We start from the raw sequence: 25,834 nt of genomic DNA, 5'->3' as shown, positions 1-25,834 counted from the left end.
CGTATTTTAATGTTCTTCTATATCTCAATTTTTGGTGTATACTGAGACGTATAAGGAAACGTATACGGGCTTATGAATTTAAATGCTAACCGATAGACAAGTACGCAATTTTAAAAAAGATGGTTTTTTTCGAGATTGTAAAAACCTATACCTAATCGTACGAGAGGAAGGCAAAAATCGCTCTTGGTGCTTTAGGTACAAAAGTCCAATATCCCTCAAAGAAAGACGCATGGGATTAGGCCCTTATCCAGATATAAGTTTAGCGCTTGCAAGAGAAAAAGCTGTAGCCCTCAGACGACTTCTATTGGAAAAGAAAGACCCCCTAGAAGAACGCAGGCTTGAAGAATTAGAACGCAAAAAGACCCAAGGATGCACTTTTGAGGAAGTATCGAAGAGCTATATCGAATCAAAATTCATTCAATGGAAAGGTGGCAAAGACGGCACCACATGCAGGAAATACCAAGGCCAGCTTTCACTTCATGCTTATCCTCTCATTGGCAAGAAACCTATTGCAGAAATAGAAAAGCAAGACATTCTTAAAATTTTAGAGCCTATCATTCAAAAAGGACAAGGCAAAACTGCCTTAGAGCTTAGGAAATACCTCAAATCAATTCTTGATTATGCCAAAGCACATGATTGGCGAGATGGAGACAACCCTGCGGAATGGAAAGGCAATCTCGATCATATTTTGCCTAACCCTTCAAAAATAGCGTCTGTGACACCTCACAAAGCTATCCAATACGAAAAGATGCCTAATTTTATGAAGGCCTTAATGCAAAGCAAAGGTACAGCAGCTTTAGCCGTTCGTTTTGCGATTCTAAACGCAAGCAGAAGCGGAGAAGCAAGAGGCGCAAGATGGGAAGAAATAGACCTAGAGAGGGCATTATGGACTATTCCCAAGGAAAGAATGAAAGCTGGCCTAGAACATTTTGTAACCCTTTCACGCCCTGCGATAGCGCTCCTTAATGAAGCAAAGCCTCTGAGCAACGGCGCTGGGCTAATCTTCCCTAACAGCAGAGGAAAAGCCCTTTCCGATATTATGCTTCTAAAAGCTGTAAAAACTGCGGGCAATCTTATAGATGAAGCTGACCTCACCCTTCACGGCTTAAGAGCTACTTTTAGAACATGGGTCGGAGAAGAAACACATTATCAAAGAGAAATTGCTGAACATGCTTTAAGCCATGTTGTTGGCAATAAAGTAGAGCGTGCTTATAGCAGAGGCACGATGGAAGAAAAACGCCGCCCTTTAATGGAAGATTGGGGGCGGTTTTGCATGGGAGAAAAAGAATGAGTGAAACAGATTTAACAGGATGGGAGGTATTTCCACAATTATGGAAAGCATTGGCTCAGATTGCGCCACCCTCTTTAGCAAAAACTCCAATAAACAAAGTACAAGCATTTGATAAACCAGCTATTCTTTTATCTCCATGGGGACAAGTTGAAATCCCTCCTCACTTAATTATCGCCTTATTTAAATATTCTCAACGAGTACGAGATTTAAAAGCAGAAATGGTTGAGGAATATAAAGAGAAAGATATTCAAAAAGCATTAACAAATAAACAGAATGAAGAACGCCAAAATCGCTTAAAAGAACAGGCTAAAATAACATCTAGCGAGCCTTGGATACGTTTTTTCCCTGTAGAAGTAGAGAGAATGTCCTTTAAAGGCGAAAAAAATACTAAAAGTTTAGGAAAACATTTAACCGAAATATTGGATTTAGATATTCAGCACCTAAAAAATATCGCAAAAGAACGTTCTTTTTTCGAAATAGAGGAGTTTCCCAAGACTTTGAAGCTTGAAGGAAAACCAACAAAATATCTAATGCCTGATGGAAGTATTTTCTTGAAACCATCTCTTCCTGAAGAGTTTATCCCTGACAGAACAACAGCTCAGGAAGAGCGAGACAGCATAACCCCAAAAAATATGGATCTTAGAGATAAGCAAAAAAGGCGAGCCAAAGCGAAAGAAATATTTGAAAAATGCCGCTTAAATTCTGTAATCGACAAGATTCCTAATGAGCCAATCAAATCAACTTATAATCTTGAATACCCACCTGAACTTCTAAAATAACCTTTAGCTAACTTCAAAGGAAGTCCGTAACCGCCGTCAATCGTGATGGCAATGTGTGGTTGATCGCAAATTAAGTCGCAAGGGCGTTAGGTTACTTAAAACCACACAATGCAAAGCCAGCATGGCACTTAGTTGCCCTAATTCGGGGCAACTAGGAACTTTGAGCTCCAACCCAAAAGGAATGACAACTATCCCGGAGAGTGATCTTTATCGCTTAATTAATGTGTTCAAAACTTCCAAGCGCATAAGCCTTTTTAAAACATTTTATCTTATTTATGCCCGTCATACTGACGAAAATAAAGAAAAAAGTGCGGGAGTCGTACACTTTTTTTTAGGGAATTACCTCTTAAAATTAGGGAATTACTAGGGAATTACGGGAGCGATGGGAGTAAATACGCCTAAAAATGACCGTCATGGGAGCTGTATTTTTGACGAAAACAGCCCTACCAAAAGTAATTTTTTCAGAAATTCGCTCCCTACTCCCTAATCCGCTCCCTAGTTACTCCCACGCCTAGCAGGCAGAAAGCTGGGCTTTTTTACGTTTAGGGAGTAATGGGAGTAATTTTCTTAATATAAAAAAAATAAAAAAAGGCTTCGTGCGTTTTTTAATATATATATTCATCATAGGGGGGAAGTTTTAAAAAAGTTTGTGCAAATAGTAATCCACCCATAAGATTTCAATACCCCGACGAAAATATTTTTTTCTTTTTTTTATGATAGTTTTATGATTCGTACAGATTTATGCGCCCGGACATGAATATCGTGATGCGCACAGGGTTTATATATACATCCCTTTCATGATGGTCATTTTTTTCGTCATAAGGGGAACGACGAAATTTGTTGTTTTAATATTTATCCCAATCCTCTTTCTAAGGCATATTTTTTGGCTGTCATTAAGTTTTTATATGCTTTAATAGTGTAAATCATACCAGAGACATATAAAAACTTAATAGAGATGCGTTTTTGAGGGAGTTTTGGTTTTATAAAAATATCATTTTCCCGTATTTGAATTTTTACCAAATACGAGGGACTTTTTTGGCCAAATTTCTCCCATGGGAGTTTTTTGGCCAAATTTTCCCCAATTTTTTCAAACCTATTTATTTCCTAACTTCCTCTCATAGCCCCACGCAAAACACCGTGGAATTTTTTAAATTCTCTATGAGAGGAATTATATAGTGGAACACACAATCCAAGCCGAATATCTAAGCCTTGCGGATGTTCAAGAAAAATACAGCCTGTCAAGAAGCAGTCTTTACCGCATTTTAAACGAAGGAAAGATTGAAGCCATAAAGATTGGTCGTAGCACACGCATTAAAGCGTCTAGTGTTGCTGAGTTTTTCGCCAACGCACCTAAATATACAGCAAGCCATTAAAGAAAGGGGGAAATAAGTTTTCTCGCTTGTCTTATGGCAAAGAAAAACCCCGACGCCACGGGGTTAAATCTAGCAAAGAAAACTTCTTTATTGGATATGAATAATATACAAAAAAGCCAACAACATGGCAACCCTCTTGGGCATTCAAAAAACCCATTTTCCGAGGAAAGAAAAAAAATCTGTCACAAAAGATTCCAAAATGACCAAGAAAAAGATTGCTATTGGGATTTTGAAAGTACCAAAAAGCACATTCAGAATTTTCCAAATTGGAAACAAGAAGAGCTAAAAGATTGTCTCAATAATCTACAAATCTCAGTTTCAGATATAGACATACAATCTACCCCCCAAAAAGGCCAAGAAGACAAGCGTACCTTCGTAGGATTAACCCCTGAAGGGCTGCAAAGTTTTCTCACTAGATACTATTCTTTAGTATGGATTTTAAAACGCACGCCCCAGCAAACTAAAAAAGGCACGGTACTTTTTGAAGGCGTAGAAGATACACCGTATTTAGTTTTTAAACAGCAAGATTCTGAAAAATTAGACAGGGCAACTATCTTCAAGCAAGATTTAAGGAATGCTTTAGAGAAAGTCATTTTAGAAAAAGAACAGGAAGTAAAAGTAACCGGATCATTCAAAAATCAAGTAAAAAATTATGTTATGAGGAAATGTGCTGATATAGGGCAGAAATCCTCAAAGAATCCATCGAATTACCCCGTTTCTGATTATCCAAGTATTTTCCCAGATATTGAAGAGAAGCCCAGCGCTTTAGTCTTTGAAAATGAAAAATCTTCTAAGATGATCGTACCTTTAGATGATCGTAAAGAAACAGATTTGAATTGGGGAAAACGCCCAACAGCTTATCTTATTGGTGGCGTCGATTATTCCTTTGCAGTAGAGGCTAATTTTAAGGCTGTAAGTGAATTCTTTTCTCCACGGTTTGTACTCGGAGAGGACGGATTTAAAGGGCTATTAAAGCTTATTGGTGGCGGTTTAATAGCTGGTGCTACTCGCTCCGTTAGAAGTGCATGGATCGCAGGGCGTGGGGGCGATGGCAAAAGCGCTCTTTGCAATCTAATCGGGGCTGTCCTCGGAGATGTCTTTGCAAAAGGAAAAACTGAAATACTCATAGATACAAAGCACAATCTAAACAAAGGCGCTTATGACCTACATGAAAACGAAATAAGAGTTGCTTGTTTTGATGAATTCCCGATAGAAACCAAACCTCAATATGTTCGCTGGAATGATTGTAAAACAATGTTTTCAGGCGACAACCCATTAGAAGGGCGTCTCGGACAAGGCAAAGGAAGTTTTCAGGTTACTCCGAATTGGTATTCTATTATTTCAGGAAACGGCTGTTTAAAGAATGTTCCAAACGAACATCAAAAACCTCTATTGGATAGATTAGCCTTTTTTGAAATGCAAACAGGCAGCGACTGGAAAAATCCGCTTAAAGAAAAACATGGCGTTACACGCTTCGAAGATTCAAGCGAGCTTAAGGGTGGTATTCTTTGGGGGATATTGCAGGGACTTGAAGAATACAAACAAACAGGGACTATTAAATGCCCAGCGGGAACAATTCTTGAAGAGCTTCCAGTATATCCATGGCAGATAGATGAAACCGAAGAGGAATATTTTCGTACCGCAGATTTTAGAGCGGATCTGAGAGAGCTTATAGGAGAAACTTTAAAGGCAGCAAACTTTTACAAAATGGGAGGTATCGAGAAGAAAAATAATCGCAAAAAAGGAGATATGAGAGCTTATTGCGAAAAAGAAGGATTTATTAAATCAAAAAAGATAAACGGACATGATGTTTTTGAGGTTCTAAACTTCCCTGCTTTTGATCCTGATGCGGCTTCTATTGAATTGCCCAGCACATGATTTACAAAGCATTCCTCAAAATAACGCACATCGCCTACCTGATTCAATCATGGACGTTTCTAAGATGAACATAGATCCTTTTGATTTGAATGTCATAATAGCAGAGGAACAAGAAGAAAATCCAGTTCCTGATTGTTTTAAAGAACTTCATCCACAAGAGGCATGGGTATACAATAAATCAGGAACCCCATGGACACATTTCGATAACCTTTATGCAAAGACAGGCAGGCAATTGACCGCCCTGCATTTAGAACATCTTCTCTATCAACTTTGGACAGGAAGTCTTCTTTGCCCAGATAAGAGTCCTCAATGGCCAAGATGGGCAGCCTGTTCTTTTGGGGGTAATCAAGATAGAACCGAAGCAAGCGCTCTTAAAAGCCGTTTACTGGTATATGATGTCGACCAAGGTCAAAGCTTACAAAGAGTTGAAGGAGTATTAAGTCGCTATTCTTATGTATTACATACAACGCACAGTCACTCCAAAGAAACGCCGTCTTTTAGAGTTATCCTGCAAGCAGATAAACCATGCAAGCTAACCAAAGAGAAATATAAAGGAATTGCTAAAGCGCTGTGCTTAAAAGTTGATCTGAATGCCTGCAATCTGTCCCATGTTTATTTATTTCCCCCTGAAAGCGCCATTTACAAGGCTAACAGGGGCGATTTAATCCCTGTGAGTCAAATAGTATCGCAGCCAAAAGAAAGCCAGAGACTAAGGCAATGGCGGACGGATAAGGCCAAAGAAAGAAATTCTTATTCTGATGATGATTTTGTCTTATGGACGATCAGGAATCAATTACCAAATAGATATGAAGGAGAAGGTCAAACAAAATGGATTCCTCTTTTTAGATGTATTGCAGAAAATTACGGGCAAGATGAAGCAATACGCTGGGCGGAAGGAAGCTGGAAAAACGGAAAAGAACGCCTGCAAGATATTAAGTCGCTCTCCCATAGCAGACCAGGCAATAAAATTGGGAAAGGCTCAATCGTATTTCATGCTTATCCAAGTGAAGAAGACAAAAAGCAGGCTTACAGAGACTTTCAGAGCTTGTAATAGGGTAATAAGTCTTTGACTCCTCACCCTGACTTACCCCCCAGAAAACCCTTAGAAATCAGGGAGTTTTTAGGAAAAAGTGGTAAGTGATAACGTTTTCCTTAAGGGGGATTTATTTTTTAATAAAAAGTTATATACCACATACTCGCATAGTATAGGCTTAAAAATCAGCAAAAAAATATTTTGTATATAGGAAATGTTATTACTTAACACCCTCTTGGATTTAACCGCAGGAATCAGGGAATTTTTAGGGTAATAACAAAAAGTGATAATAAAGACTTATTACCCTGTACAGCTGCAAGAAAGAATAGGGGACTGATGTATACATAAACGTATACTGAATTTCTTGCATTTCTCTAGAACCCGCAGAAAACTGGGATTTTTCCCAACAGAATGGTGGGTGTAACAGGGATTGAACCTGTGACCCCTACCATGTCAAGGTAGTGCTCTCCCGCTGAGCTATACACCCATTCCGTTTCTGTGTTCCAGTGTATAACTAACTTTCAGCCATTGGTGCAAGTCCTATTTTCCAAAATAACGCAAAAAAATATGATTTTTATGAGAATGAAAGCTTTTTTCTTCTTTTTCTGCTAAAATCCCAGCGGATCAGAATTTTCTCGCTTCTGGTTGCAAATTTCTATTTTATTTCTGGGGTATCCTGATGGATCTGCATCTAACAAACAAAAATATTCTTCTCATTGATTTTGCAGGAAGAACCTCCCCAACCCTTTTAGAAAAAATCGCAAGACAAATTTTAAGTGAAGGCGGATTGCTCTTCATTGCCAGTGCTAAAGAATCTCTTGCGCAAACACTTTCAACCAAAATCTCCGAAAAAATTCATGCTTTTTCAATCGATCCCGCAAGCGATGAAGGACGTAACGAGATTTTCAAAGCCGTTCCGCAATGTGACGTTTTTATAGATGCAACCCTCCCCTTTATCGGCCAGAGAGCAGAAGAAACAAACTGGGATAACGTTTTTACAGCCTCTGTACGTGCGCCACAGCTTCTTTCCTTTCCGTACCTCCGTCAGATGAAAGAAAATAATTGGGGACGCATTCTTATCCTTAACCTTTTTTCCAATGCGATGCGCGATCCTTCTGAAGCAAATATCCGATCTATTGAAGAAGCTCGCGCCGCTTACGCAAGCTCTCTTTCTAAAACGCTTAAAGGAACGCTTGTTTCTGCCAATCTTTGCCAGCTTAACCATACAGGCTATCCAGCACCAAAAGCTGAAACGCATATTTCAAATGCCGTCACTTTCCTCTCAAGTGAAGCTTCTGATGGCTTAAATAACGGTGTCATCACGGTTGAATGCTAAAAATAATTCTGCTTTGAATTGGAAAGAGGAGGCTTGGAATCCTATTCTCGGCTGCAATATTGCCAGTGCAGGTTGCCGCCATTGTTATGCCATGGGAATAGCTGGAAACTTATTGCGAAAAGGTGTTTCCAAATATGAAGGGCTTGTCGATCTATCCCGTCGCTACCCCGTTTGGACAGGGGTTCTCCGTCCAGATTTAAAACGCTTAGAACTTCCCTATTCTTGGACAAAACCACGGCGTGTTTTTGTCAATTCTATGACCGATCTATTCGAGCAAGCTGTTCCTGATGATTATCTGTTAAAAATCTGGGAAATTATGGCTAAGACACCATGGCATCTCTATTTTCTTTTGACAAAGCGCCCTGAGCGTCTTCAGCATTTTATTTCAAAAATTGCAAAAAGAACTCTGCCTAATCTTTGGATTGGCGCAAGTGTTGAACATCAAAAAACAGCAGAGCGCATTCAGTTTATCCGTGAAACCCCCGCAGCCATACGGTTCATTTCTTTCGAGCCTTTGATTGGAGATGTTGGAAAAATAAACCTTAAAGAAATTGATTTTATTTATGTCGGTGGAGAAAGCGGATTGCGTGCCCGCCCCATGCAACATGAGTGGATTGAACATATTTTTCAAACGGCACGGCGTGACGGCACAGGATTTTCCTTTCACCAATGGGGCGCTTACGGTGAAGATGGCATCAAACGTTCCCGAAAAGAAAATGGCAATCTGTTTAAAGGAAAAACATGGCATGAAATTCCTGTTTCTGCCTATGATTTTGTGCTAGAAGCCTCTAAGAGATGGCAAAGCCAACAATGTCTTTCAGGAAAATCGGCCAAAAGAGACCTTTTTCATAAAATATCTGAAAATCCTTTGCTCCTATGACTTGAAGAACGCCATATCTCCTTTATAGATAGGAATAATCTTTTATGGGGCGATCTTAATTAGAACATGTCGGAATATACTGCTTTTTTAGAAAATTTTTGGAGAGAAATACAGGCTCAGTCTTGCGCTTGCACAGATCCCCTTATTAAAAAACTTTTTTCAACAAGTGTCTGCAATCATGCAGATTTTTCGTCTGCGCTTTCAGCACTTTTAACAGAAAAGCTCGCTGATTGGGTTATCCCAGTAGAAGATATGTTGCCACTCATTCAAAATATTCTGACACATAACGAAGAAATTGTCTGGATTGCCGCCCAAGATCTTCTGGCTGTAAAAGAGAGAGATCCTGCCTGCCCAGACTTGCCAACGGCTTTCCTCTTTTTTAAGGGCTGGCAGGCGCTTCAAGCCTATCGCATTTCCCACGAACTGTGGAAAGAAAAACGACTGCCCCTTGCCTATCAATTTCAGTCCCGCATCAATGAGCGTTTTTCCATTGATATTCATCCAGCTGCCCGTTTAGGGAAATCCATTACGATTGATCACGGAACAGGCGTTGTTATCGGAGAAACAGCTATTATTGAAGACAAAGTCTCTCTCTTTCAAAGTATCACGATTGGCGGAACGGGAAGAGAAATCGGCGAACGTCATCCCATTTTAAAAGAAGGATCTATGGTTGGGTCTGGCGCTATTTTACTTGGACGCATTACCATTGGCCGCTACGCCAAAATTGGCGCAGCATCCGTGGTGCTTACCAATATTCCTGACTATGCGACAGCCGTTGGCAATCCCGCACGGATTATTCGGGTAAGCCCCCCACCCGAAACGGCAGAGGGCTAGCCAAAAAGCCTATTTATTGGCTTCAAACAAAGCTGTTGAGAGATAACGCCCTGCAAAATCAGGGATAATCACAGCAATGACCTTGCCTGCCCATTCAGGTTGCCTTGCCAGTTCCATTGCAGCAAAAACAGCTGCGCCACCTGAAATACCAGAGGCAATTCCCTCGGTTCTTGCCACTAATCTTGCGGTTTTAAGTGCATTTTCTGTTGTGACTGGCAAAACTTTTTCAATGGCTGGCAAGTCTAGAATTTCTGGCTTAAAGCCGGCACCAATCCCTTGAATCCCATGAGGCCCTGGTTTACCCCCTGTTAAAACGTGACTTTCCTCTGGCTCCACCCCAAAAATTTTAATCTGGGGATTATGCTGATGCAAAATTTTTGCAATACCGCTAATCGTTCCGCCTGTGCCAATACCGGCAACAACAGCATCAATCTTTCCTTCTGTATCTGTCCAAAGCTCCTGCCCTGTTGTGTCAACATGCACCAAAGGATTAACAGGATTTGTAAACTGGCTTGGCATCCAGCCATTTTGATCTTCTCCAAGGAGGCTCTCGGCCTTTTTAATCGCACCGCTCATACCTTCTGAAGCAGGTGTTAAAACCAGATTAGCCCCTAAATGTCCCATCATCGCACGGCGCTCAACAGAAGCGCTCTCTGGCATCAGCAATGTGATTTTATATCCCTTAGAAGCTGCGACAAGCGCTAAGCCAAGGCCTGTATTGCCAGAAGTTGGCTCAATAAGATGTGTTTTTTCAGCAGAGATCAGTCCCCTTGCTTCAGCATCTTCAATCATCGCCTTTGCCAAACGATCTTTGACAGAAGCCATTGGATTAAAAAACTCTAACTTCAAAAGCAAGTTAGCCTTCAAGGCTTCTTTTTTCTGCAAATTTGGTACGGCGACAAGCGGTGTTCCGCCAACAGCTTCAAGGGCGGATCCATAAATGCGCCCCCGTGCTTTTGCATATAAATTTGTATTGACGATAGGTTTTTGAGAATCTTGAGTCATATTTTCCAACTATTCCACAATATTTAAAGGTGATGGCGCATTTGTTTTAGACATCAGAACAGTTCCGATAGATGCACATAAAATAGCACAAATTCCAATCCATTGCAGTAAAGGTAAAATCTCATGCAATAGAAACATCCCAAGGAAAGCCCCAACCACTGGCTCCATACTGGTTAAAACGCCAAACGCATTCGATGGCAGACGTCTCAGGGCAAACATTTCCAAAGAATATGGAATAGCACTCGATAAAACCGCAATTACCGCTGCTAATTTTAAATTATGAAGATTTAAAAGATCTGTCCCCGATGCCAAAATCCCAAACGGTAAATTAACAACGCTCGCAATTAACAGCCCCCATGTGGTGGCATGCGCCCCCACCGCATTTCCTGCCTTATTTGCACTCAGAATATAAAGCGCCCAAAAAATGGCAGCAATCAGCGCATACACAATCCCCTTTAGAGCCTGTGAAGAAATTTGTGTACCGTGAAAAGGTAAAATCAATACGAGCCCAATCACAGCAAGTAAAATAAAAAGCCCATCCTGCCAGCGCCTTAATCCCCAAGCCGCCACAGTCAGAGGCCCCATAAATTCTGCCCCCAGCGCAATGCCTAAAGGCAAATCTTTCAAAGCCCAATAGAAAAAGAGATTCATAAAGGCCAAGGCTAAACCGTAAGGAAGAACGCCTTTAAACTGCGCAAAACTAATCGGCTTACGCCAAATTCTAAAAAGAAGAGCAAGTAAAAGCGCGCCAATCAACAGACGCAGACACGTCACACCTGTTGGCGCCATAACGCCAAAAAGCTGTTTTGCAAAAACAGCCCCCGTACAAATTGAAAGCTGCGCACTCATCACCGCAAAAAGAGGGGTTAATTGACCCATAATGATTTACCTGCGAATGGCATGGCCTTTGCCATAAAGAAAATAAACAAAAATCCCAATAACAACCCACCCGACAAGATAAAGCCAGCAAATCGGAGCAACGGTCAAAAGTCCACCAAAGCAAACCAACATGGCAGCACCTGGAATAAAATACTTTCCGCCAAAAACTTTAAAAGGCCGTTTTACATCTGGTTTTTTAAAACGAAGAGCTGTTACAGAAGCGCAAACCAGCAAAAAAGCGAGTAAAATTCCGACCGATGTCATGCTTCCCAAAAAAGGCACAGGCAAAATGACAGCTAAAATAGAGATGAGCAGACTCAAAAAAAGCAAAGCATAAGCTGGGACATGCTGCTGATTTGTTTTTGCGAAAATTCTAGGTATCAAACCATCCTCTGCCACATGCTGAAGCACCCTTGCCTGTCCGTACGAGAGCCCATAAAGCCCTGCGACAAAGCCAATCAACACGCCAACCTTCACAAGCGCGCCAATAAGAGGCAAATGCAAAATATTCATTGCTGTTCCAACAGGACTGGCATCTCCAGCCAGTTGCGTATAGTTAACTACACCAACCAACGCCACGGAAAAAATAACTGAAATGAACGTAATGGCGAATAATGTGCCTAAAATGGCAATCGGCAAAGCACGCTGTGGATTTTTTGTTTCTCTAGCCGCTGAAGCAACGACATCAAATCCAATGAAAGAAAAGAAAACGAGAACCCCGCCTCGGGCAACACCGCTCCAGCCAAAATGTCCAAACTCTCCCGTATTTTCGGGGATAAAAGGCTCATAATTCGACATCTGTATGCCTTTTAAACAGCAAGCGACAACGACAACAATAATCGCAATTTTCAGAGCCACAATGAGACTATTGATCCATGCTGATTCTTTTGAACCTCTCAAAAGCAAAAAGGTCACCAAAACCATCCCAATAATGGCTGGGAAATTTCCAAAAGCCCGAACAGAGCTTCCGTCTGTAAGCGGAATTAACGTGCCTGTTGATTTCCAAAAACGCAAATCAGGATGAAATCCCCACTCTGTTAAGAGAGAAACAAGATAGCTGCTCCAGCTTGAGGCCACAGTAGCAATGCAACAGACATAACTCGCAACCAAACACCAAACGAGTAGCCAAGAAACAAACTCCCCCAATCCTTCGGACGCATAGGCATAAGCAGATCCGGAAGCGTTCGGAAACATTGAAGCTAATTCAGCGTAACATAACCCAATTAAAGAACAGGCCAAGGCCGCAAAAATAAAAGAAAGAGAAACCGCTGCTCCACTACATTGCCCTGCGGCGATTCCTGTAATTGAAAATAATCCTGCCCCTAAGGTTGCTCCAACACCAAGCGTAACAAGCTGCCTGATGCCGAGCATACGTTTCGTCGGCATAAACAATTCCTTAATTCATTTAAATTTTTATTTTAGCTTCTTGAAATATTTCTTAAAATCTCTAAAGGCTTATAACATTATAAAGACAAAATTTCTGTTTTTTTCTGCTGAAATTCTGCTTCTGTCAAAATGCCCTTATCTCGCAGATTTGCAAGAGATTCAATTTTCTCCAAATCATTAAAACTCGCTTCTTTTGAAGCAAAATTATCCACATTTTGGGACGGCCATGCCCCTTCTACATAGGAAGGAGGCAAATCCCCAACATTAAATAAATTCCGATTTGCTAAAATTTGATCCCGCACATAAAGATCTAAAAGAAATGCAATAACACAAATTCCAGCGCCAAAAGCACCAAAAATCAGATTAACAATGAAAAGGGCAATATATCCCCCAATGCCTTCGAAAAGCAGAGGAATGTTTCTATTCCGCATCAAAATGCCAGGAGTGCTTTTGAGACGCCCAATGCCGATCACCACATTCCAAATTCCCGCAATGATCGTAAAAATGCAGCAAATCTGCAAAATCCCAAGAATGATCCAAATAATTCCAGAAATACGCTGATAATCTGCAATACGGCGAATGGTCTCGTGATCTTCTAGCTGTTTTTGAATGGAGGGTGGCAAATGTAAATTCCTCTTTTTCGAAATTAATTGGTCTCGTTTTTTAACGCATTGCAAAAGAAAAACATTACAACATCAAATATTTTTCTTTTCTAGTCTGAAACTCTTCGTCTGTCAGAATCCCTTTATCCCGTAGATCTGCAAGTTTTTCAATTATCTCAAAATTTTCAAATGGAATCTCTGATTCCTGAGAAAATTCTGGCGTTGTTCTTTGCATATCTGCTGGCACTGCCCCAAAATAATTTGCCTCAGCATCCCCTTTCTGGGCAAAGAAAAATAACGCAAAGACTAACGTCATAAGGGAAAAAGACAAATCAGAAAAATCTGTTTTTACAAACTCCCCAGCCCCCACTAAATGATTCAAATACGAGGTACTCAAATCGCATTTAGTTAAGATAGACAGTGGAATAAGCATCAACTGCCACCAGCCTGAATAATTACAATCGTGCAAACGACGACACGCAACGGTTAACAGAGGGAAAGATATCATAACGAGAATTGCGAAAGAGAAAAAACCACCATCCTCTTTGTAAAAGGAAAAAATACTTACATCCTTAAAGGTCACCTGCAGAAAACGATCAATAATTTCTCCAACGCCCAAAAGCATAGAGGCAAAAATTGAAAAAAACCAATATTCAGCCCGAGAGGCACGCCCTCGAAATTGGAAATATTTTTGGAAACAAGATGCAATATAACAAAATGGATTGACGGGCTTCATTCAATTTTTCCTATCTACAAGCTTGTAAAACACTTCCATTCTAAAACAATAGAAGGAATTTAAATGTGGAATCATTCCTTTCAGATTAGCCTAAATGCCTTAGAAGAAGAATATAAAAACGACGTCTTCTTTTAAGGCTTCACCACACTTTTTAAGAAACTTAGTGTTTCTTATTCTTCTATGGTTTTCAAAAGAGATGACAGCATATTCTTTCTACGATGATTTTATTTTTAAATTCCAACAAAGAAAGAGAAAAAAATGCCTAGAGTCCTGATCCTTTATTATTCCTCTTACGGTCATATTGAAACGATGGCAAATGCTATCGCTGACGGCGTTCGTTCCGTGGGGCTGGAAGTTGACATCAAACGTGTTCCTGAACTTCTTTCAGAAGAAGCCGCAAAAACACATCATTTCAAAACCGACCAAAAAGCCCCTCTCGCAACGCCAGACGAATTGCCAAATTATGATGCTATTATCGTTGGTGCGCCAACACGTTTTGGCAGATTGCCTTCCCAGATGGCAAATTTCTGGGATCAAACTGGCGGGCTCTGGCTCAAAGGTGCCTTAATTGGAAAAGTAGGCGCTGTTTTTACCTCCACTGCGACACAGCATGGCGGGCAGGAAACAACCCTCTATTCTCTCATGTCTAACCTGCTCCATCACGGCATGTTAATCAGTGGACTCCCTTACAGCTTCCAAGGACAGCTCGAAACTCATGAAGTCTCTGGTGGTTCGCCTTATGGTGCGACAACGATTGCCGCAGGCGATGGATCTCGTCAGCCAAGCGAGAACGAAGTTAATGGCGCAAAATTCCTTGGGAATCATGTTGCTGAGATTGTTAAGAAACTCGCCTAAAACTTTACAGAAAGGGCTCTAAATAAGGCCCCTTTCTTTCTCTTATTTTTCTTTGTTTTCTGTCCAAAAAGGACTTTTAAAAGCCTCTATAATGTAATCCATCAACTTTGTTACCCGAATAGGCCTTGCTGCATTTGGAGGCGAGACAAGATACACACCTAAAGTCTTCCCCTGCCATGTTGGAAAGATCTGCCTCAGTTTTCCTTCCTGCAACCTCTCCCACACCATAAAATCTGGAAAGACACCGTAGCCTAGTCCTTTTTCAAGAGATGGCAAAAAGCCTTCTGCATTATTGGCAGAAAAATAACTTTTCTGTGTAAGCGAAAATTTCTTACCTGTATGCGTTTCATGCAAAGGCACAACACCAGGCATGTCCGTATTCAAATAAACAAATCCCCTCACTGATTCTAAATCCCGTGGATGCGATAATTGACCTACTTTCTTAAGAAATTGTTCTGAAGCGACAAGTAGCAAACGCACATCACATAATTTTCGAGCCAACAAAGCCGAATCTGGTAGAGAGGCAATTCTCAACGCCACATCGTACCCTTCGGCAACAAGATCGCTCAATGCATCATCAAAATGAATTTGCAAATCTATCTCTGGATAACGCTCTAAAAACTCAGGAAGCATTTTTGCAAGATAATGCGTGCCAAACATCACAGGAACCGTCATCCGAATACGCCCGCAAAGCGACTGAGCATTCTCATGAGCCTTCACCTCTGCTAGTTCTGCTTCCTGCAAAATGCGGTTTGCATGCACAAGCAGCTTTTTCCCTGTTTCTGTTAAAGAAATATGCCGAGAATTCCGGTTAAATAAGGCAACCCCTAAAGATTTCTCTAAACGGTTCACCGCTTTTGAAATCGTCGGTTTAGAAAGCTGTGTTTCAATCGCAGCCTGCGTAAAAGAACCAAGACTGGCGACTTTCGCAAAAATAGCCCAAGCTTCCAAATCTGGCAGGCGCATCTTTTAAGCGTCCCCTCGTAAAGTTGAATAATGTATGGTTTAACAAAAATTCATTTTATCAGACTCAAAGTTTTTTGATCTTCTAAATTTTATAATTTTTGTATCCATTCGGATTTCTTCTTTTGAAATTCTTCCTCTGTTAGAAGACCTTTATCTCGAAGTTCTGATAATTTTTGCATCATTTTCACATTATCCAGCATTGAAGTCGATTTAGCTCTTTCTTCCCTCAATAGAAAATCCCTCTGCATTGGAGAAATGCTTATAGAAGGCATTTCCCCAAAATCGTTTTTTCCGATATCACTTTGAATGCAAAAGAAAACGAACAAAACCACGAAAAACAGGAGACAAAATCCGCCCGTCAGAGCAAAAATGAGCCTACTCCCTAAATATTCTCCTTCAGCCCCAGAAATACCTACAAAAAGCCACTGAGATAAGAGAAGTAGAAACGGAACACCCAACCACCACCCTGACTTATTTGTGTCATGTAAACGACGGCGAGCAACACCAATTGCTGGAAAAAAAACTTACGAAAGGATAAATAAAACAAAGAAAAGCTATAAAAACCCAAAAAGCATTCCAGAGCTTACTTTCCGCAATCGATGCATAGTGAACACTTACAATAAAAAGCGAGGCAAATGGGATCAGAAAAATTGAATTAAAGAGTGTAAAAAACCAAAATTCAGAACAGGTTGATCGTCCAATTTCATTATATTTTTTGAACCCTAAACAAAAATAATCCCACCCATCCAATTCTTGTGATCCATTCATTCTCAATCCTCTCCCACAATAAATATATCTCTTAGATCGTTTAAAGAAGCTCTGATTTTTTTTGCTGGAATTCTTCGTCTGTTAAAATGCCCTTATCCCGAAGTTCTGATAATTTCACAATCAATTCTAAAGTCTCCGAACTGGGTGGCATCGCCTTTTTTGCCCGTTCCTGAATAATATCTGTCTTTAAATTTTCCTGTACTAAAACCATTACTGCGCAAGGCACTTCCCCAAAGCGGTTTGTTTCCAGATCACTGGCTGTACACAGCAAAACCAATATCCACACAAAAGAAACCAAAAAAGGAATAGAAAAAGATAAAAGTAAAAAAGATCCCAAATAAATATGGGAATAGGTATCTGTCCAAGGATTATAAATGAGAAAGAGAGAAAACCACATTAAGGTTGCAAATAAGTTTGGAAAAATCTGCCACCAGCCAGAGTAATTCACATCATGCAAACGGCGGCAGATAATTGCTACCGCTGGCAAAACAGTTCCGAGGGCAAAAATTATGGAAATCACGCTAAGAACAACCATAAGGGCCGAAAACGCCATTTTTCCTTCAAATGCCTCTGCGGCAAGCGCTGTTACAAAAAGAAGAATTTTTAGCCCAACAGCAATTAAAAAATAAAATAAAACAAAATACCAATATTCAGAACGTGTCGAACGACCTGAAAACTGCACATATTTCTTAAAAGCCATCAAAAAATAATCAAATCCGCTTAACCGTTCTCTCTGATCCATCTTTAAAAAACTCCTATCTTATTCTTTCATTTTAAATTTTTTAGCGCTGCTTTTATAAAAGCTCAGACTTTTTCTGTTGGAATTCTGCCTCTGTCAAAATGCCTTTATCCCGAAGCTCTGATAATTGCACAATCAATTCCAAATTATCTGAAGTAAGATCGAATGAATTTTTAGCTTGCCTTTGAAATGAAGCGCTCTGAAAATTTTCATTTTCAAAGACCGCGATCATAGACGGTACTTCCCCAAAGCGATTTGTTTCCAGATCACTTGCTGTACACAGCAAAACCAATATCCACACAAAAGAAACTAAAAAAGGAATGGCTGTAAATAAAAGTAACACAAAACTCAAAGAAAAAGACGGAGATCCATGCTTCAAAGAACTATAAAGTAGATAACAAGAAATCTCGGCCAAAATCACCAACATATTAGGAATAATCTGCCACCAACCAGAATAACCCACATCATGTAAACGCCGAGACACAAGGGCGGTCAAAGTGATAAAAGTTCCTATATTAACAATCGTAGAAACAAAGAATAAAATCAGAGATGTTACAAGAAATACAATCTCTGCGTGAGAATTCTGTGGAGCTGATTCCTCCAGATACTCTGCGAAAAAAGTAAGAAAATTTATCGCAAACAAAGGTAATAACGAGAATAAAACAAAGTACCAATATTCAGAGCGTGTCGAACGGCCAGAAAATTTTGCATATTTTAGAAAAGCCAGCGCATAGTACTCACGTCCAGTTAAGCGCAGTATCGTATTCATCTTAAAAACTCTCCCATTACCCTTCTTCTTTTCAGCAAAGAGGACATTTTCAATTCTAGCATCAACTTAAAGGATTTCGGATTTTTGTCGTTGGAACTCTTCCTCGGTTAAAATCCCTTTTTCTTTAAGCTCGGCAAGCTTTTTAATTTTCTCTAAATTATTTTTAAAACGATCGTCCTTGGAATCTCTTTTTTAGGGACTAGTTTCTAACATGCCTCCAAAACGGTTTGGACATTGATCGCTTTTCTGGCACCAAAAAACAATCAGAGGAATGAGACCAATAATTGTAAAGATAAGGAAAAACAAAAGCAAAAAGCTGAAAATACCAAAATTCAGAGCGCGTTGATCTTCCTGAAAACTGAATATATTTTCTAAAGGCAAGAAGAAAATAATCAAATCCATTCAAGCGCTGTATTATCTTCTTCCCACTCTTTTAAAATTTTATGCGGAAAAACATTCCAACACAGGAAAAACAAAGTCAAAAAGATACGCATTGCCTCCTGATTGAATGGTACAAAGTGATGTAATTCACACATTTTGGTGCAAAACAAACACAAAAATCTCATCAAAATGATGAGTTAATTTAATCAATATATTTATAAGGAAAGAGAAAAAACACTTTAAAAAATGGCTCCGAAGTAGAGCCAAAACCTCTTTTCAATAAAATTTAAAAAATCTAAAATAAACCCTGATTTCCAGCACTTTAGAAAAAACATTGTTCAAATAAGATTAAAATAGATTGTATCTAACCGCTTTTTAATGCAACATATCAAGAAACGTTTAAAGTATATCTTGACCTAGAGGATTAAGAAAATTGGCTAGAATGGCACCTGGTAAATTATGGGCTTCTCAAGTTAAAAATTTTGGCGATGGAGTCTATTATGACGGTGGAAACCTCTCTCTTGTCATTACCAATCAAAGAAAAGGCAGGCAGTGGACTTTTAAGTACACAAGCCCGCTCACAAAAAAACGCCGACAAATGGGAATCGGATCTGCCTTTGATATTTCTTTAGAAAAAGCCAGAGAAATAGCTGCGAGTTTAAGAGCTGTCCTTAGAAGTGGCAAAGACCCGTTAGATGAACGCTTGAAAGAGAAGCAAGAGCTTAAAGTACAAATGGGCAGTACATTTCAAGAGATGGCAGAACTATATCTGAAAAAAAATAAGCCCCACTGGCGTGGCGATCATACATTCAGACACGCTAAGAATACTTTAGAAAGCTATGCTTTGCCTGTTTTTGGAGATCGCCCTGCGGCCAGCATCATAAGAGAAGACTTAGTTTCTGTCATTTCTCCTATCTACAATGAGAAAAAAGCTGACACGGTAAGAAAACTCTATCGTTACATTCGGAAAGTCCTAGAGCTTTCCAAAGTGGAAGGCGCAAGAGACGCTGAAATACCCCAATGGAAAGGAGACTTAGAGCATACCTTCCCTAATCTCTCCAATTTAAAACCCGTCAAGCATCATGAAGCTCTAAAGCCAGAGGAAGTTTCCCCGACAATGCAAAGACTTAAAGAAGCTGGCGGAATGGGCGCTTTGGTCTGTCGTTTCATCATGTTAACGGGTTGCCGTTCTATAGAAGGCAGAGGCGCAAGGTGGGATGAAATAAACCTCAAAGAAAAACTTTGGACGGTACAAGGGGAACGTATGAAGAAAGGCAACCTTTATTCAGTTCCACTTTCCAAGCCTATTCTTGATTTACTAGAAGAAATTAAACCACTCCATACAGGAAAACCAAATGCCCTTCTTTTTTCCTCTGATAAAGGAAAAGCTTTATCTGATGCAGGCGTTTTAAAAAGCTTCAAGGCAGCACGTCCACAAAATTCTAATGCTGTCGTTCATGGTCTGCGCTCTACTTTCAGAGATTGGATAGGAGATGAAACAGACTATCCCGAAGAATTAGGAGAGTATGCCTTAGCTCATGCAAAAGGAAGTAAAACAGAAAGAGCCTACCGCAGAAATACAGCCGTGGAAAAACGCCGTCCTTTAATGGAAGACTGGGGAAAGTTCTGTATGGGAGAAATTGACTAATGCCAGATAAAGCAAAACAAAGAGAGCTTTTAGAATTATGGAAGAAACTTCATCTTGCTTTGGACGCTGGGCTTAATGATAGAGACTTCATAGAAAGCGGATCCGCACAGATAACCCTGAAGCTAAAAGATGCTGAATTGCTCAAAGATACCACTTTAAGGATACTTTCAAGCGGGGCTTTTGGCATTGTCTCCCCCAGTGGAAAATTTGGCGTTTCTGGAATGAAAAGCACTCCTTCTGAGTTGATAGTTTCAGGAATTAATCATGAACAATTACAAAAATGGATAGATCATTGGAATAAAAATAAAGCGTCTTCAAAAATTACAGAAACGCTCTTAAGCGCCGTAACAGGAAAGAAAAAAGTAAAGAATTTAGAAAGTGAGCTCACTGATTACCGCTCTCTTATTCTCGTTGCTTTTCATGAACATCAAAAGCAGTACTGGCGTCCTTTTTTTGAACGATGGAAACTAGGAAAACGTCAATTCAGTAAACTCTATGAAAGAGGCGTTCGTTTAATTCATTCTTCTAAATTAGAGCCTTTAAAAAACCTTTCCGAAGAAAGCAAAAAAATTTTCAAAGATCCAACAAAAGCTTTGAAATCAACGAACCGTCTATTTGAACATTTAAGAACATATCTGGAACCTCAAATAAAAGAACAGGATGAAAAAAGAATACAATCGATTCTTGACGACAAAAGGAAAAAATCAGGTAGACCCTTAAAAAAGAAAAACCCTAGAAAACAAAGGAATAAAATATTGAACTCAAAATAAAAATTCAGTTCATATTTTTTTTCTTAAAAACATTAAATACGTTCATAAACAAACAAATAACCAATCATAAACAACAGGAAGGATGCAAAATGAAAGAACAGATGGAATACGCATCTATCAAAACAATCTCAATGCTTTTCGATATGGGAAAGACAAACGTTTATAGCCATTTGAAGGCAGGTCATTTTGAGGCGGTGCGTGTCGGTGGCATGACACGGGTAAACATGGCATCCGTAAGAAATTTCTTTGCCAATGCCCCTAAAGTGAAATTTGAGGAAAAAAATGCCTAACCAGAACAGATAAAGAAGAGGCTTCTCAGGTACCAGCTAAGAAGCCTCTTGATACCACATTCACCGCCCTGCGCTTTCAACAATTAAAAACAGAAACGCAAGGCATAAACACAAACTTTTAAGAAAGGGTATCCCCCTTAAAAGGAAAGGACATGGCTTTATGAGTCATACCATAAAATCCATTTCCGTTCATAGAGACGGTTCTAAAAATGGAAAACATATCAATTTTGAAGCCATAAAGCAGGCTTCATCTCATAACATGGTAGCTATTCTCTACCGTTTCTTTCCCGAAGGAAGGATCAGAGGAAAAGAGTTTTTAGCTAAAAATCCTAAGCGCAATGATAAAAGCTTAGGAAGCTTCTCTATCAATTTAAATTCTGGGGTCTGGTGTGACTTTACCACCAATGACCGTGGGGGTGATTTAATCAGCCTAACCGCTTACTTGTATGACCTCTCCCAAGGTGAAGCTGCAAAACGCTTGGCTCAAATGGTGGGGGTAGAGATATGAGACAAGCAAAAGATAATCTGGTGCAAAATGCTTCTAAGGACGGAATTAAGAAATGCCTTCTCCTAATTGAGCATAGAGATTTTTTAAATGATGATGATGAAAGCTTTAAATTTGCCCCTGAGGACAAACAAATAGAGAATATTAAAGAATTTTTTATGGAAATTCCTTTCAGAACTCTAATCTCCTTCCCTGATTTTATCTTAGATGACTTAGAAAAATGTTCTGTTCTCTTACGTCAAAAAGCAGATAAGGAATATAGGTTGGAATGGTTAGGTAAAACTGATTATCAGGAAAAATCTGATATTTTAGAGGAAATTTCTCTCTTAAATGAAGACGTAAAACAGCCTTATTTACGCTTAAAAGATTGGTATGAAGGGCTTATAAAAGGGGGTGAAAGTGTCTCCTCATAGCTTAGATGCCCTTTTTAAACCGCTCACAGCACAAGAAAAATCTTACGCTGGGCAATTATACAAACCAGAACATGAGAATAAGCAAAAAGACTGGAAGCCTTGGGAAAGGCCTCCAGAAAATGCTTACCGTTTAGCAGAGGAAGGTGATGCGGAATTTTTTCCGCATCCCATGCCTAGAGCTTGGGACGGATATAAATTTCATTCTTTTTATTGTTACACGGATGAGCAAGGCGACCCTTTATATTTTGTTGTCCGTATGATTCGAGAAGATGGTGGAAAAGTTACGCCCCCTCTTTCTTATGGAACATTCAAGGGGCGTGATGGATGGTTCTATAAATCCCCCAAAAAACGAGTCCTCTTTAGATTATTTGAATTAGAAAGCCCTTTTTCTACGGACACGCCTGTTCTTGTCTGCGAAGGGGAAAAAGATGCGCTTTCAGCGCAAAAGCTTTTTGGTGGGCGCTATGAATGCACAACAAGCGGCGGTGCAACCAGTGCCAAGCTTGTAGATTGGAAAGCTCTAAAATTTAGAAATGTTCTGATCTGGCCAGACAATGATGAAGCAGGAAAAAAATATGCTCAAGAAGTTACCGCTAAAGCTTGGGAAGCTGGTGCTTTATCCGTTTCTATCCTGCCAACAGGCAAAATCTTTCAGACATAAAAAAACCCGTTCCTCTCGCCAAGAAACGGGTTCAATCAATTTCCAACAGGGAAACACAAATGAATGAGATGAATATAACCCAATCAAAAGAAAATGCAATCCTAGAAATCACAGGGGCATCTGAGGCAACCAAAGAACAAGCAGAGCAACTCATAAAACAAGCTATTCCCCAAAAGAAACCAGAGAAAGAAAAATCTCCTGAGATTTCTCCTATCATTCCTGACGGATTTGTTATGCGCCACAAAAGCGAAGTACAAAAATTTCTTATAGAGTTTCCAGAGGGTAAGAAGGAAATCATGCCCATAGAGTTAAAAGCTGGCCTATGGCTGAAATCAGAACGTGCAAGAGTAAGAGATTTCAAACATGCGGATAATGGAAAAAAACTAAATGGAAAAATGGAGTTTCCTCATTGGATTTGCCCTGCGTTTAAAGTAACCGCTGAAATTAACAATCAGAAAAGAACAGATAGAGCCTTACTTTTTGAATGGAAGGATCAATGGGGAACTCCTCACCAGAAAGAATTTAGACCTGGAAAACTTCACCAAAATAAAGAAAAATCTAACTTGTTTTCTGAACTAACGCAGAGCGGCCTTACTATTCCGACCGATAAGAATAGACGACAAGCTTTCCAAGATTTTTCAGAAAATACCTCTAGTAAAAAATGCCTTACTAGATTTGAAAGAGTAGGCTGGAACAGATTAGGCGAAATTGATTTTTACGCCCTCTCAGATGGTAATTCCTACCCAAAAGATGAGAGTATCTATGTTCCTGACCTCAGCAATGGAAACTCTCTCTATGAGCAAAAAGGCACGCTTCAAGAGTGGAAAGATAAAGTTGCCACCTATGCAGATGAAAATAAAATGTTGGCGCTGGGCATTTCTCTTTCTTTTGCTGGCTCACTACTAAAATTAGCCAATATGGAAGGCGGTGGAATAAATCTGATAGGAAATTCTCAATGCGGAAAATCCACAGCTCTAAAAATGGCTGCAAGTGTTTGGGGAGAACCCTCGAGAAGCGGACAAGTTCAAACATGGCGAACAACAGACAACGCTTTAGAGCTGACGGCCGAAAAGGTAAATGATGGGGTTTTGTTCATAGATGAAATGCAGGAAGCAAATGACAAAGCACTGTCAAAAGCTGCATACATGCTTGCCAATGGTAGAGGAAAAGCACGCTACACGGACGGAAAACTGATTACTTGGCGCTTACTCTTTCTTTCCACTGGAGAGAGTCCCCTTAAAGATTTAATCGAACGACAAGGCGGTAAATCAAACGCTGGGCAAGAAGTCCGTATCACGGACATTCAGGCCGATAATGGAACGTATGGCGTTTTTGATACAAAATATAAGTTTAACAGTGGCGGAGAATTTGCGGATCACCTCACTACTTCACTTTCTGAGAATTACGGCACTGCAGGCGATGAGTGGCTTAAAGAACTTGTAAAACAAGACCTTAAAGCTCTTAAAAAGCGGATAAATTCAGATATGCGAGATTTTATTGAAATCTCTTATCCTGAAATAGAAAAACGTGGGCAGATAACAACTGTTCTTAAACGTTTTGCCATTTGCGCCATTGCTGGGGAATTAGCAACAGAATGGAAAATATTACCATGGGAGAAAGGCACTGCAACTCGGCTTATTTTAAGCGTAGCAAAAGACTGGCTTTCAGAGCGTGGCACAGGCTCTCTTGAAGAATTACGAATATTCGCAGAACTAAAAACTATTATTGATATGAATGAAGATAGGTTTCAGCTTGTATCTGAAGATTTAGCACCAAGAGAACGCTTAGGATGGAAACGTTTTGAAGATGGCGGATTGGTCTATTTTTTACTCCCTAGTGGTCTCAGAGACATTTTTATGGGTGAACACAAACAAGCTATAAAAATTTTACTGGATAAGGAAATTTTAGAGCCTGCTAAATCCGTAAAACTCAGAACAGGACTTTCAAAGTATGTTTATACATTAACGCAATTAGGACAAAGCAAGCTTTAAACGATATGAACAACTAGAAATTTAAGAAAGGCAAGTCTCACAGCTTGCCTTTCTTTTGTTCATGATGGGATGGTATTTTACTACTCCATCTTATCGGTATTTCTGGCGTTAGAGAAAAAACGGAAATTCCTGCTTTATGATACCGTTCCTCAAATATGAGGAACGCTTAAGAGCTTAGAGCAAGGGGGGAATTCCCCCCTTGTACCTTCCTTACAGCCTAACTTTTAAGAAGAATAAGCCAGACCCCGAATTCGGGGTCTGATTTAAAAGTTCAAAAACTGCTCATCTTTGAGAAATTTTAAATCCATTCACAGCCTAAAGATCTACACTTGCGTTCTACCCATGCTAAGGGGGTCGCAAAACACTACCCCCTTACCTGTTGCTTTAATGAAAGGAATTTTTAGGCGCTCATTCAATTTTTAATTTACAAGACCGCCAAAATGAACAAAAATTCTCACAGCGCTTAAAAAACTCGTTTAAATTCCATCGTTTTAAAAAAAGAGAACTTTTTTCCAGCGCTGAAACTTTTTATTAACACAAAAAGAGAAAAATATGTTGGGCTTAAGAGGCATCACAACCTCATTTGAAGCGGACTTGAAGGTAAAGGGGGTCCACCAATAGCGCCCCCCTTTTATCATCGTTCAATCTATCCAAAGAATGACACCGCTGGGATTTCACACCTACCAAGATAAAAAAGCGCCCCGATCCATTTAGAAAGGGACGCTTGATTAGGAGCATCTAAACGCCGGGCTAGAGAGAACAAAAGGAACAGAGAGCTTATTCTCTCTCCTTCTTCATTTCTCTTTCAATGGCTTCTTTAGCTGCAAGACACCTTTGAGACTGTTCTTCCAGCGCTTTTAAAATCTCATCTGTCCAACCAACTGGGGAAGGCCTTGCGCCTCTGACAACGTCCCTAATTCTGCTTGATTGAAGACCCAAGATAGAGGCAAGCGGTGATTTCCAGCGTTCTTTACCAAAAAGCGCCTGTCCTACAATTTCTAAGCCTTTAGGCGTTAAACGTTCATCTTCTAAATACATCTTACCCCCTAAAGTAAATAATACACTA

The 25,834-nt window shown here is 39.9% G+C and carries 27 protein-coding genes and 1 tRNA gene; 16 read left to right on the top strand and 12 right to left on the bottom strand.

Translation table 11 applies throughout. The annotated features are described in order from the left end of the window. Positions 1-82 precede the first annotated feature (82 nt). The 5 genes from FAI40_08660 to FAI40_08640 all read left to right on the top strand — a co-directional run bounded on the left by FAI40_08660 (position 83) and on the right by FAI40_08640 (position 6,372). Positions 83-1,291 (top strand): DUF4102 domain-containing protein, encoded by a 1,209-nt coding sequence (locus tag FAI40_08660; protein QCE35392.1) that lies wholly within the window; start codon positions 83-85, stop codon positions 1,289-1,291. Continuing rightward, the gene (locus FAI40_08655) at positions 1,288-2,070 is read left to right on the top strand and encodes a hypothetical protein (GenBank protein QCE35391.1); all 783 of its coding nucleotides are present in this window, start codon (positions 1,288-1,290) and stop codon (positions 2,068-2,070) included. The genes FAI40_08660 and FAI40_08655 overlap by 4 nt, the downstream gene beginning before the upstream one ends. Before the next feature lie 1,151 nt (positions 2,071-3,221). Then, the gene (locus tag FAI40_08650) at positions 3,222-3,443 is read left to right on the top strand and encodes a helix-turn-helix domain-containing protein (GenBank protein QCE35390.1); all 222 of its coding nucleotides are present in this window, start codon (positions 3,222-3,224) and stop codon (positions 3,441-3,443) included. Positions 3,444-3,476: 33 nt separating this feature from the next. Next, the gene (locus tag FAI40_08645; protein ID QCE35389.1) at positions 3,477-5,321 is read left to right on the top strand and encodes a hypothetical protein; all 1,845 of its coding nucleotides are present in this window, start codon (positions 3,477-3,479) and stop codon (positions 5,319-5,321) included. A 64-nt stretch (positions 5,322-5,385) separates the two neighbouring features. Beyond that, positions 5,386-6,372, top strand: a complete 987-nt coding sequence (locus FAI40_08640; GenBank protein ID QCE35388.1) for a hypothetical protein — start codon at positions 5,386-5,388, stop codon at positions 6,370-6,372. Between the two features lie 394 nt (positions 6,373-6,766). On the opposite strand, the gene FAI40_08635 is transcribed toward FAI40_08640, so the two are convergent. Further along, positions 6,767-6,841: transfer RNA gene (locus FAI40_08635), tRNA-Val, on the bottom strand. Positions 6,842-7,033: 192 nt separating this feature from the next. Here FAI40_08635 and FAI40_08630 point away from each other — a divergent pair. The 3 genes from FAI40_08630 to cysE all read left to right on the top strand — a co-directional run bounded on the left by FAI40_08630 (position 7,034) and on the right by cysE (position 9,404). Then, on the top strand, positions 7,034-7,690 hold the full coding sequence (locus FAI40_08630) for a hypothetical protein (GenBank protein QCE35387.1): 657 nt from the start codon (positions 7,034-7,036) through the stop codon (positions 7,688-7,690). Positions 7,691-7,703: 13 nt separating this feature from the next. Next, positions 7,704-8,570 carry a phage Gp37/Gp68 family protein gene (locus FAI40_08625; protein ID QCE35798.1) on the top strand — a complete coding sequence of 289 codons (867 nt, stop codon included), beginning with the start codon at positions 7,704-7,706 and terminating at the stop codon, positions 8,568-8,570. A 66-nt stretch (positions 8,571-8,636) separates the two neighbouring features. Then, entirely contained in the window at positions 8,637-9,404 is a 768-nt protein-coding gene (gene cysE / locus FAI40_08620) for a serine O-acetyltransferase (GenBank protein QCE35386.1), read from the top strand. A 9-nt stretch (positions 9,405-9,413) separates the two neighbouring features. Here cysE and cysK read toward each other — a convergent pair whose 3' ends face one another. The 5 genes from cysK to FAI40_08595 all read right to left on the bottom strand — a co-directional run bounded on the left by cysK (position 9,414) and on the right by FAI40_08595 (position 14,012). Further along, the gene (cysK, locus tag FAI40_08615) at positions 9,414-10,409 is read right to left on the bottom strand and encodes a cysteine synthase A (protein QCE35385.1); all 996 of its coding nucleotides are present in this window, start codon (positions 10,407-10,409) and stop codon (positions 9,414-9,416) included. A 9-nt stretch (positions 10,410-10,418) separates the two neighbouring features. After that, positions 10,419-11,288 carry an EamA family transporter gene (locus FAI40_08610; GenBank protein ID QCE35384.1) on the bottom strand — a complete coding sequence of 290 codons (870 nt, stop codon included), beginning with the start codon at positions 11,286-11,288 and terminating at the stop codon, positions 10,419-10,421. Positions 11,289-11,294: 6 nt separating this feature from the next. Next, complete coding sequence (locus FAI40_08605; GenBank protein QCE35383.1) at positions 11,295-12,674, bottom strand: amino acid permease; 1,380 nt, start codon at positions 12,672-12,674, stop codon at positions 11,295-11,297. Between the two features lie 77 nt (positions 12,675-12,751). Then, positions 12,752-13,297 (bottom strand): SHOCT domain-containing protein, encoded by a 546-nt coding sequence (locus FAI40_08600; GenBank protein ID QCE35382.1) that lies wholly within the window; start codon positions 13,295-13,297, stop codon positions 12,752-12,754. A 64-nt stretch (positions 13,298-13,361) separates the two neighbouring features. After that, positions 13,362-14,012 carry a DUF805 domain-containing protein gene (locus tag FAI40_08595; GenBank protein QCE35381.1) on the bottom strand — a complete coding sequence of 217 codons (651 nt, stop codon included), beginning with the start codon at positions 14,010-14,012 and terminating at the stop codon, positions 13,362-13,364. 258 nt (positions 14,013-14,270) lie between these two features. On the opposite strand from FAI40_08595, the gene wrbA reads away from it, so the two are divergent. Continuing rightward, positions 14,271-14,867 (top strand): NAD(P)H:quinone oxidoreductase, encoded by a 597-nt coding sequence (gene wrbA, locus FAI40_08590; protein ID QCE35380.1) that lies wholly within the window; start codon positions 14,271-14,273, stop codon positions 14,865-14,867. Between the two features lie 42 nt (positions 14,868-14,909). On the opposite strand, the gene FAI40_08585 is transcribed toward wrbA, so the two are convergent. The 5 genes from FAI40_08585 to FAI40_08565 form a co-directional block, all read right to left on the bottom strand. Then, a complete protein-coding gene (locus tag FAI40_08585; GenBank protein QCE35379.1) occupies positions 14,910-15,833 on the bottom strand; it encodes a LysR family transcriptional regulator in 924 nt (307 codons plus the stop codon). A gap of 89 nt (positions 15,834-15,922) precedes the next feature. Continuing rightward, entirely contained in the window at positions 15,923-16,342 is a 420-nt protein-coding gene (locus FAI40_08580) for a DUF805 domain-containing protein (protein QCE35797.1), read from the bottom strand. A 299-nt stretch (positions 16,343-16,641) separates the two neighbouring features. Then, on the bottom strand, positions 16,642-17,343 hold the full coding sequence (locus FAI40_08575; GenBank protein ID QCE35378.1) for a DUF805 domain-containing protein: 702 nt from the start codon (positions 17,341-17,343) through the stop codon (positions 16,642-16,644). Positions 17,344-17,395: 52 nt separating this feature from the next. Then, positions 17,396-18,109, bottom strand: coding sequence for a DUF805 domain-containing protein (locus FAI40_08570; protein QCE35377.1), 714 nt, complete (start codon positions 18,107-18,109; stop codon positions 17,396-17,398). A gap of 66 nt (positions 18,110-18,175) precedes the next feature. Beyond that, positions 18,176-18,256, bottom strand: a complete 81-nt coding sequence (locus FAI40_08565; GenBank protein QCE35796.1) for a hypothetical protein — start codon at positions 18,254-18,256, stop codon at positions 18,176-18,178. A 667-nt stretch (positions 18,257-18,923) separates the two neighbouring features. Here FAI40_08565 and FAI40_08560 point away from each other — a divergent pair. The 7 genes from FAI40_08560 to FAI40_08530 all read left to right on the top strand — a co-directional run bounded on the left by FAI40_08560 (position 18,924) and on the right by FAI40_08530 (position 24,768). Then, positions 18,924-20,138, top strand: a complete 1,215-nt coding sequence (locus FAI40_08560) for a DUF4102 domain-containing protein (GenBank protein ID QCE35376.1) — start codon at positions 18,924-18,926, stop codon at positions 20,136-20,138. Further along, complete coding sequence (locus FAI40_08555; protein ID QCE35375.1) at positions 20,138-20,908, top strand: hypothetical protein; 771 nt, start codon at positions 20,138-20,140, stop codon at positions 20,906-20,908. The genes FAI40_08560 and FAI40_08555 overlap by 1 nt, the downstream gene beginning before the upstream one ends. Before the next feature lie 89 nt (positions 20,909-20,997). Then, positions 20,998-21,198: a helix-turn-helix domain-containing protein gene (locus FAI40_08550; GenBank protein ID QCE35374.1), complete on the top strand. Its 201-nt coding sequence runs from the start codon at positions 20,998-21,000 to the stop codon at positions 21,196-21,198. Between the two features lie 259 nt (positions 21,199-21,457). After that, positions 21,458-21,706 carry a hypothetical protein gene (locus FAI40_08545; GenBank protein QCE35795.1) on the top strand — a complete coding sequence of 83 codons (249 nt, stop codon included), beginning with the start codon at positions 21,458-21,460 and terminating at the stop codon, positions 21,704-21,706. After that, a complete protein-coding gene (locus tag FAI40_08540) occupies positions 21,703-22,116 on the top strand; it encodes a hypothetical protein (GenBank protein ID QCE35373.1) in 414 nt (137 codons plus the stop codon). The genes FAI40_08545 and FAI40_08540 overlap by 4 nt, the downstream gene beginning before the upstream one ends. Then, a complete protein-coding gene (locus FAI40_08535; GenBank protein QCE35372.1) occupies positions 22,103-22,777 on the top strand; it encodes a hypothetical protein in 675 nt (224 codons plus the stop codon). Before FAI40_08540 ends, FAI40_08535 begins: the two co-directional genes overlap by 14 nt. A gap of 59 nt (positions 22,778-22,836) precedes the next feature. Beyond that, positions 22,837-24,768 carry a DUF927 domain-containing protein gene (locus tag FAI40_08530; GenBank protein QCE35371.1) on the top strand — a complete coding sequence of 644 codons (1,932 nt, stop codon included), beginning with the start codon at positions 22,837-22,839 and terminating at the stop codon, positions 24,766-24,768. 777 nt (positions 24,769-25,545) lie between these two features. On the opposite strand, the gene FAI40_08525 is transcribed toward FAI40_08530, so the two are convergent. Next, complete coding sequence (locus FAI40_08525; GenBank protein ID QCE35370.1) at positions 25,546-25,806, bottom strand: hypothetical protein; 261 nt, start codon at positions 25,804-25,806, stop codon at positions 25,546-25,548. Positions 25,807-25,834: the final 28 nt, after the last annotated feature.

This window comes from Acetobacteraceae bacterium (genome assembly GCA_004843345.1).
Taxonomy (GTDB): domain Bacteria; phylum Pseudomonadota; class Alphaproteobacteria; order Acetobacterales; family Acetobacteraceae.
The sequence above is the reverse complement of the archived record's forward strand: the minus strand, read 5'-3'. Positions and strand labels throughout refer to the sequence as shown.

What these genes read in the sequence shown, in the direction of transcription:
- FAI40_08660 (QCE35392.1), top strand. Translation starts at nt 83, where the DNA reads ATGCTAACCGATAGACAAGTACGCAATTTTAAAAAAGATGGTTTTTTT.
- FAI40_08655 (QCE35391.1), top strand. Translation starts at nt 1,288, where the DNA reads ATGAGTGAAACAGATTTAACAGGATGGGAGGTATTTCCACAATTATGG.
- FAI40_08645 (QCE35389.1), top strand. Translation starts at nt 3,477, where the DNA reads ATGGCAAAGAAAAACCCCGACGCCACGGGGTTAAATCTAGCAAAGAAA.
- FAI40_08640 (QCE35388.1), top strand. Translation starts at nt 5,386, where the DNA reads ATGAACATAGATCCTTTTGATTTGAATGTCATAATAGCAGAGGAACAA.
- FAI40_08630 (QCE35387.1), top strand. Translation starts at nt 7,034, where the DNA reads ATGGATCTGCATCTAACAAACAAAAATATTCTTCTCATTGATTTTGCA.
- cysE (QCE35386.1), top strand. Translation starts at nt 8,637, where the DNA reads ATGTCGGAATATACTGCTTTTTTAGAAAATTTTTGGAGAGAAATACAG.
- cysK (QCE35385.1), bottom strand. Translation starts at nt 10,409, where the DNA reads ATGACTCAAGATTCTCAAAAACCTATCGTCAATACAAATTTATATGCA.
- FAI40_08610 (QCE35384.1), bottom strand. Translation starts at nt 11,288, where the DNA reads ATGGGTCAATTAACCCCTCTTTTTGCGGTGATGAGTGCGCAGCTTTCA.
- FAI40_08605 (QCE35383.1), bottom strand. Translation starts at nt 12,674, where the DNA reads ATGCCGACGAAACGTATGCTCGGCATCAGGCAGCTTGTTACGCTTGGT.
- FAI40_08595 (QCE35381.1), bottom strand. Translation starts at nt 14,012, where the DNA reads ATGAAGCCCGTCAATCCATTTTGTTATATTGCATCTTGTTTCCAAAAA.
- wrbA (QCE35380.1), top strand. Translation starts at nt 14,271, where the DNA reads ATGCCTAGAGTCCTGATCCTTTATTATTCCTCTTACGGTCATATTGAA.
- FAI40_08585 (QCE35379.1), bottom strand. Translation starts at nt 15,833, where the DNA reads ATGCGCCTGCCAGATTTGGAAGCTTGGGCTATTTTTGCGAAAGTCGCC.
- FAI40_08575 (QCE35378.1), bottom strand. Translation starts at nt 17,343, where the DNA reads ATGGATCAGAGAGAACGGTTAAGCGGATTTGATTATTTTTTGATGGCT.
- FAI40_08570 (QCE35377.1), bottom strand. Translation starts at nt 18,109, where the DNA reads ATGAATACGATACTGCGCTTAACTGGACGTGAGTACTATGCGCTGGCT.
- FAI40_08555 (QCE35375.1), top strand. Translation starts at nt 20,138, where the DNA reads ATGCCAGATAAAGCAAAACAAAGAGAGCTTTTAGAATTATGGAAGAAA.
- FAI40_08550 (QCE35374.1), top strand. Translation starts at nt 20,998, where the DNA reads ATGAAAGAACAGATGGAATACGCATCTATCAAAACAATCTCAATGCTT.
- FAI40_08545 (QCE35795.1), top strand. Translation starts at nt 21,458, where the DNA reads ATGGTAGCTATTCTCTACCGTTTCTTTCCCGAAGGAAGGATCAGAGGA.
- FAI40_08540 (QCE35373.1), top strand. Translation starts at nt 21,703, where the DNA reads ATGAGACAAGCAAAAGATAATCTGGTGCAAAATGCTTCTAAGGACGGA.
- FAI40_08530 (QCE35371.1), top strand. Translation starts at nt 22,837, where the DNA reads ATGAATGAGATGAATATAACCCAATCAAAAGAAAATGCAATCCTAGAA.
- FAI40_08525 (QCE35370.1), bottom strand. Translation starts at nt 25,806, where the DNA reads ATGTATTTAGAAGATGAACGTTTAACGCCTAAAGGCTTAGAAATTGTA.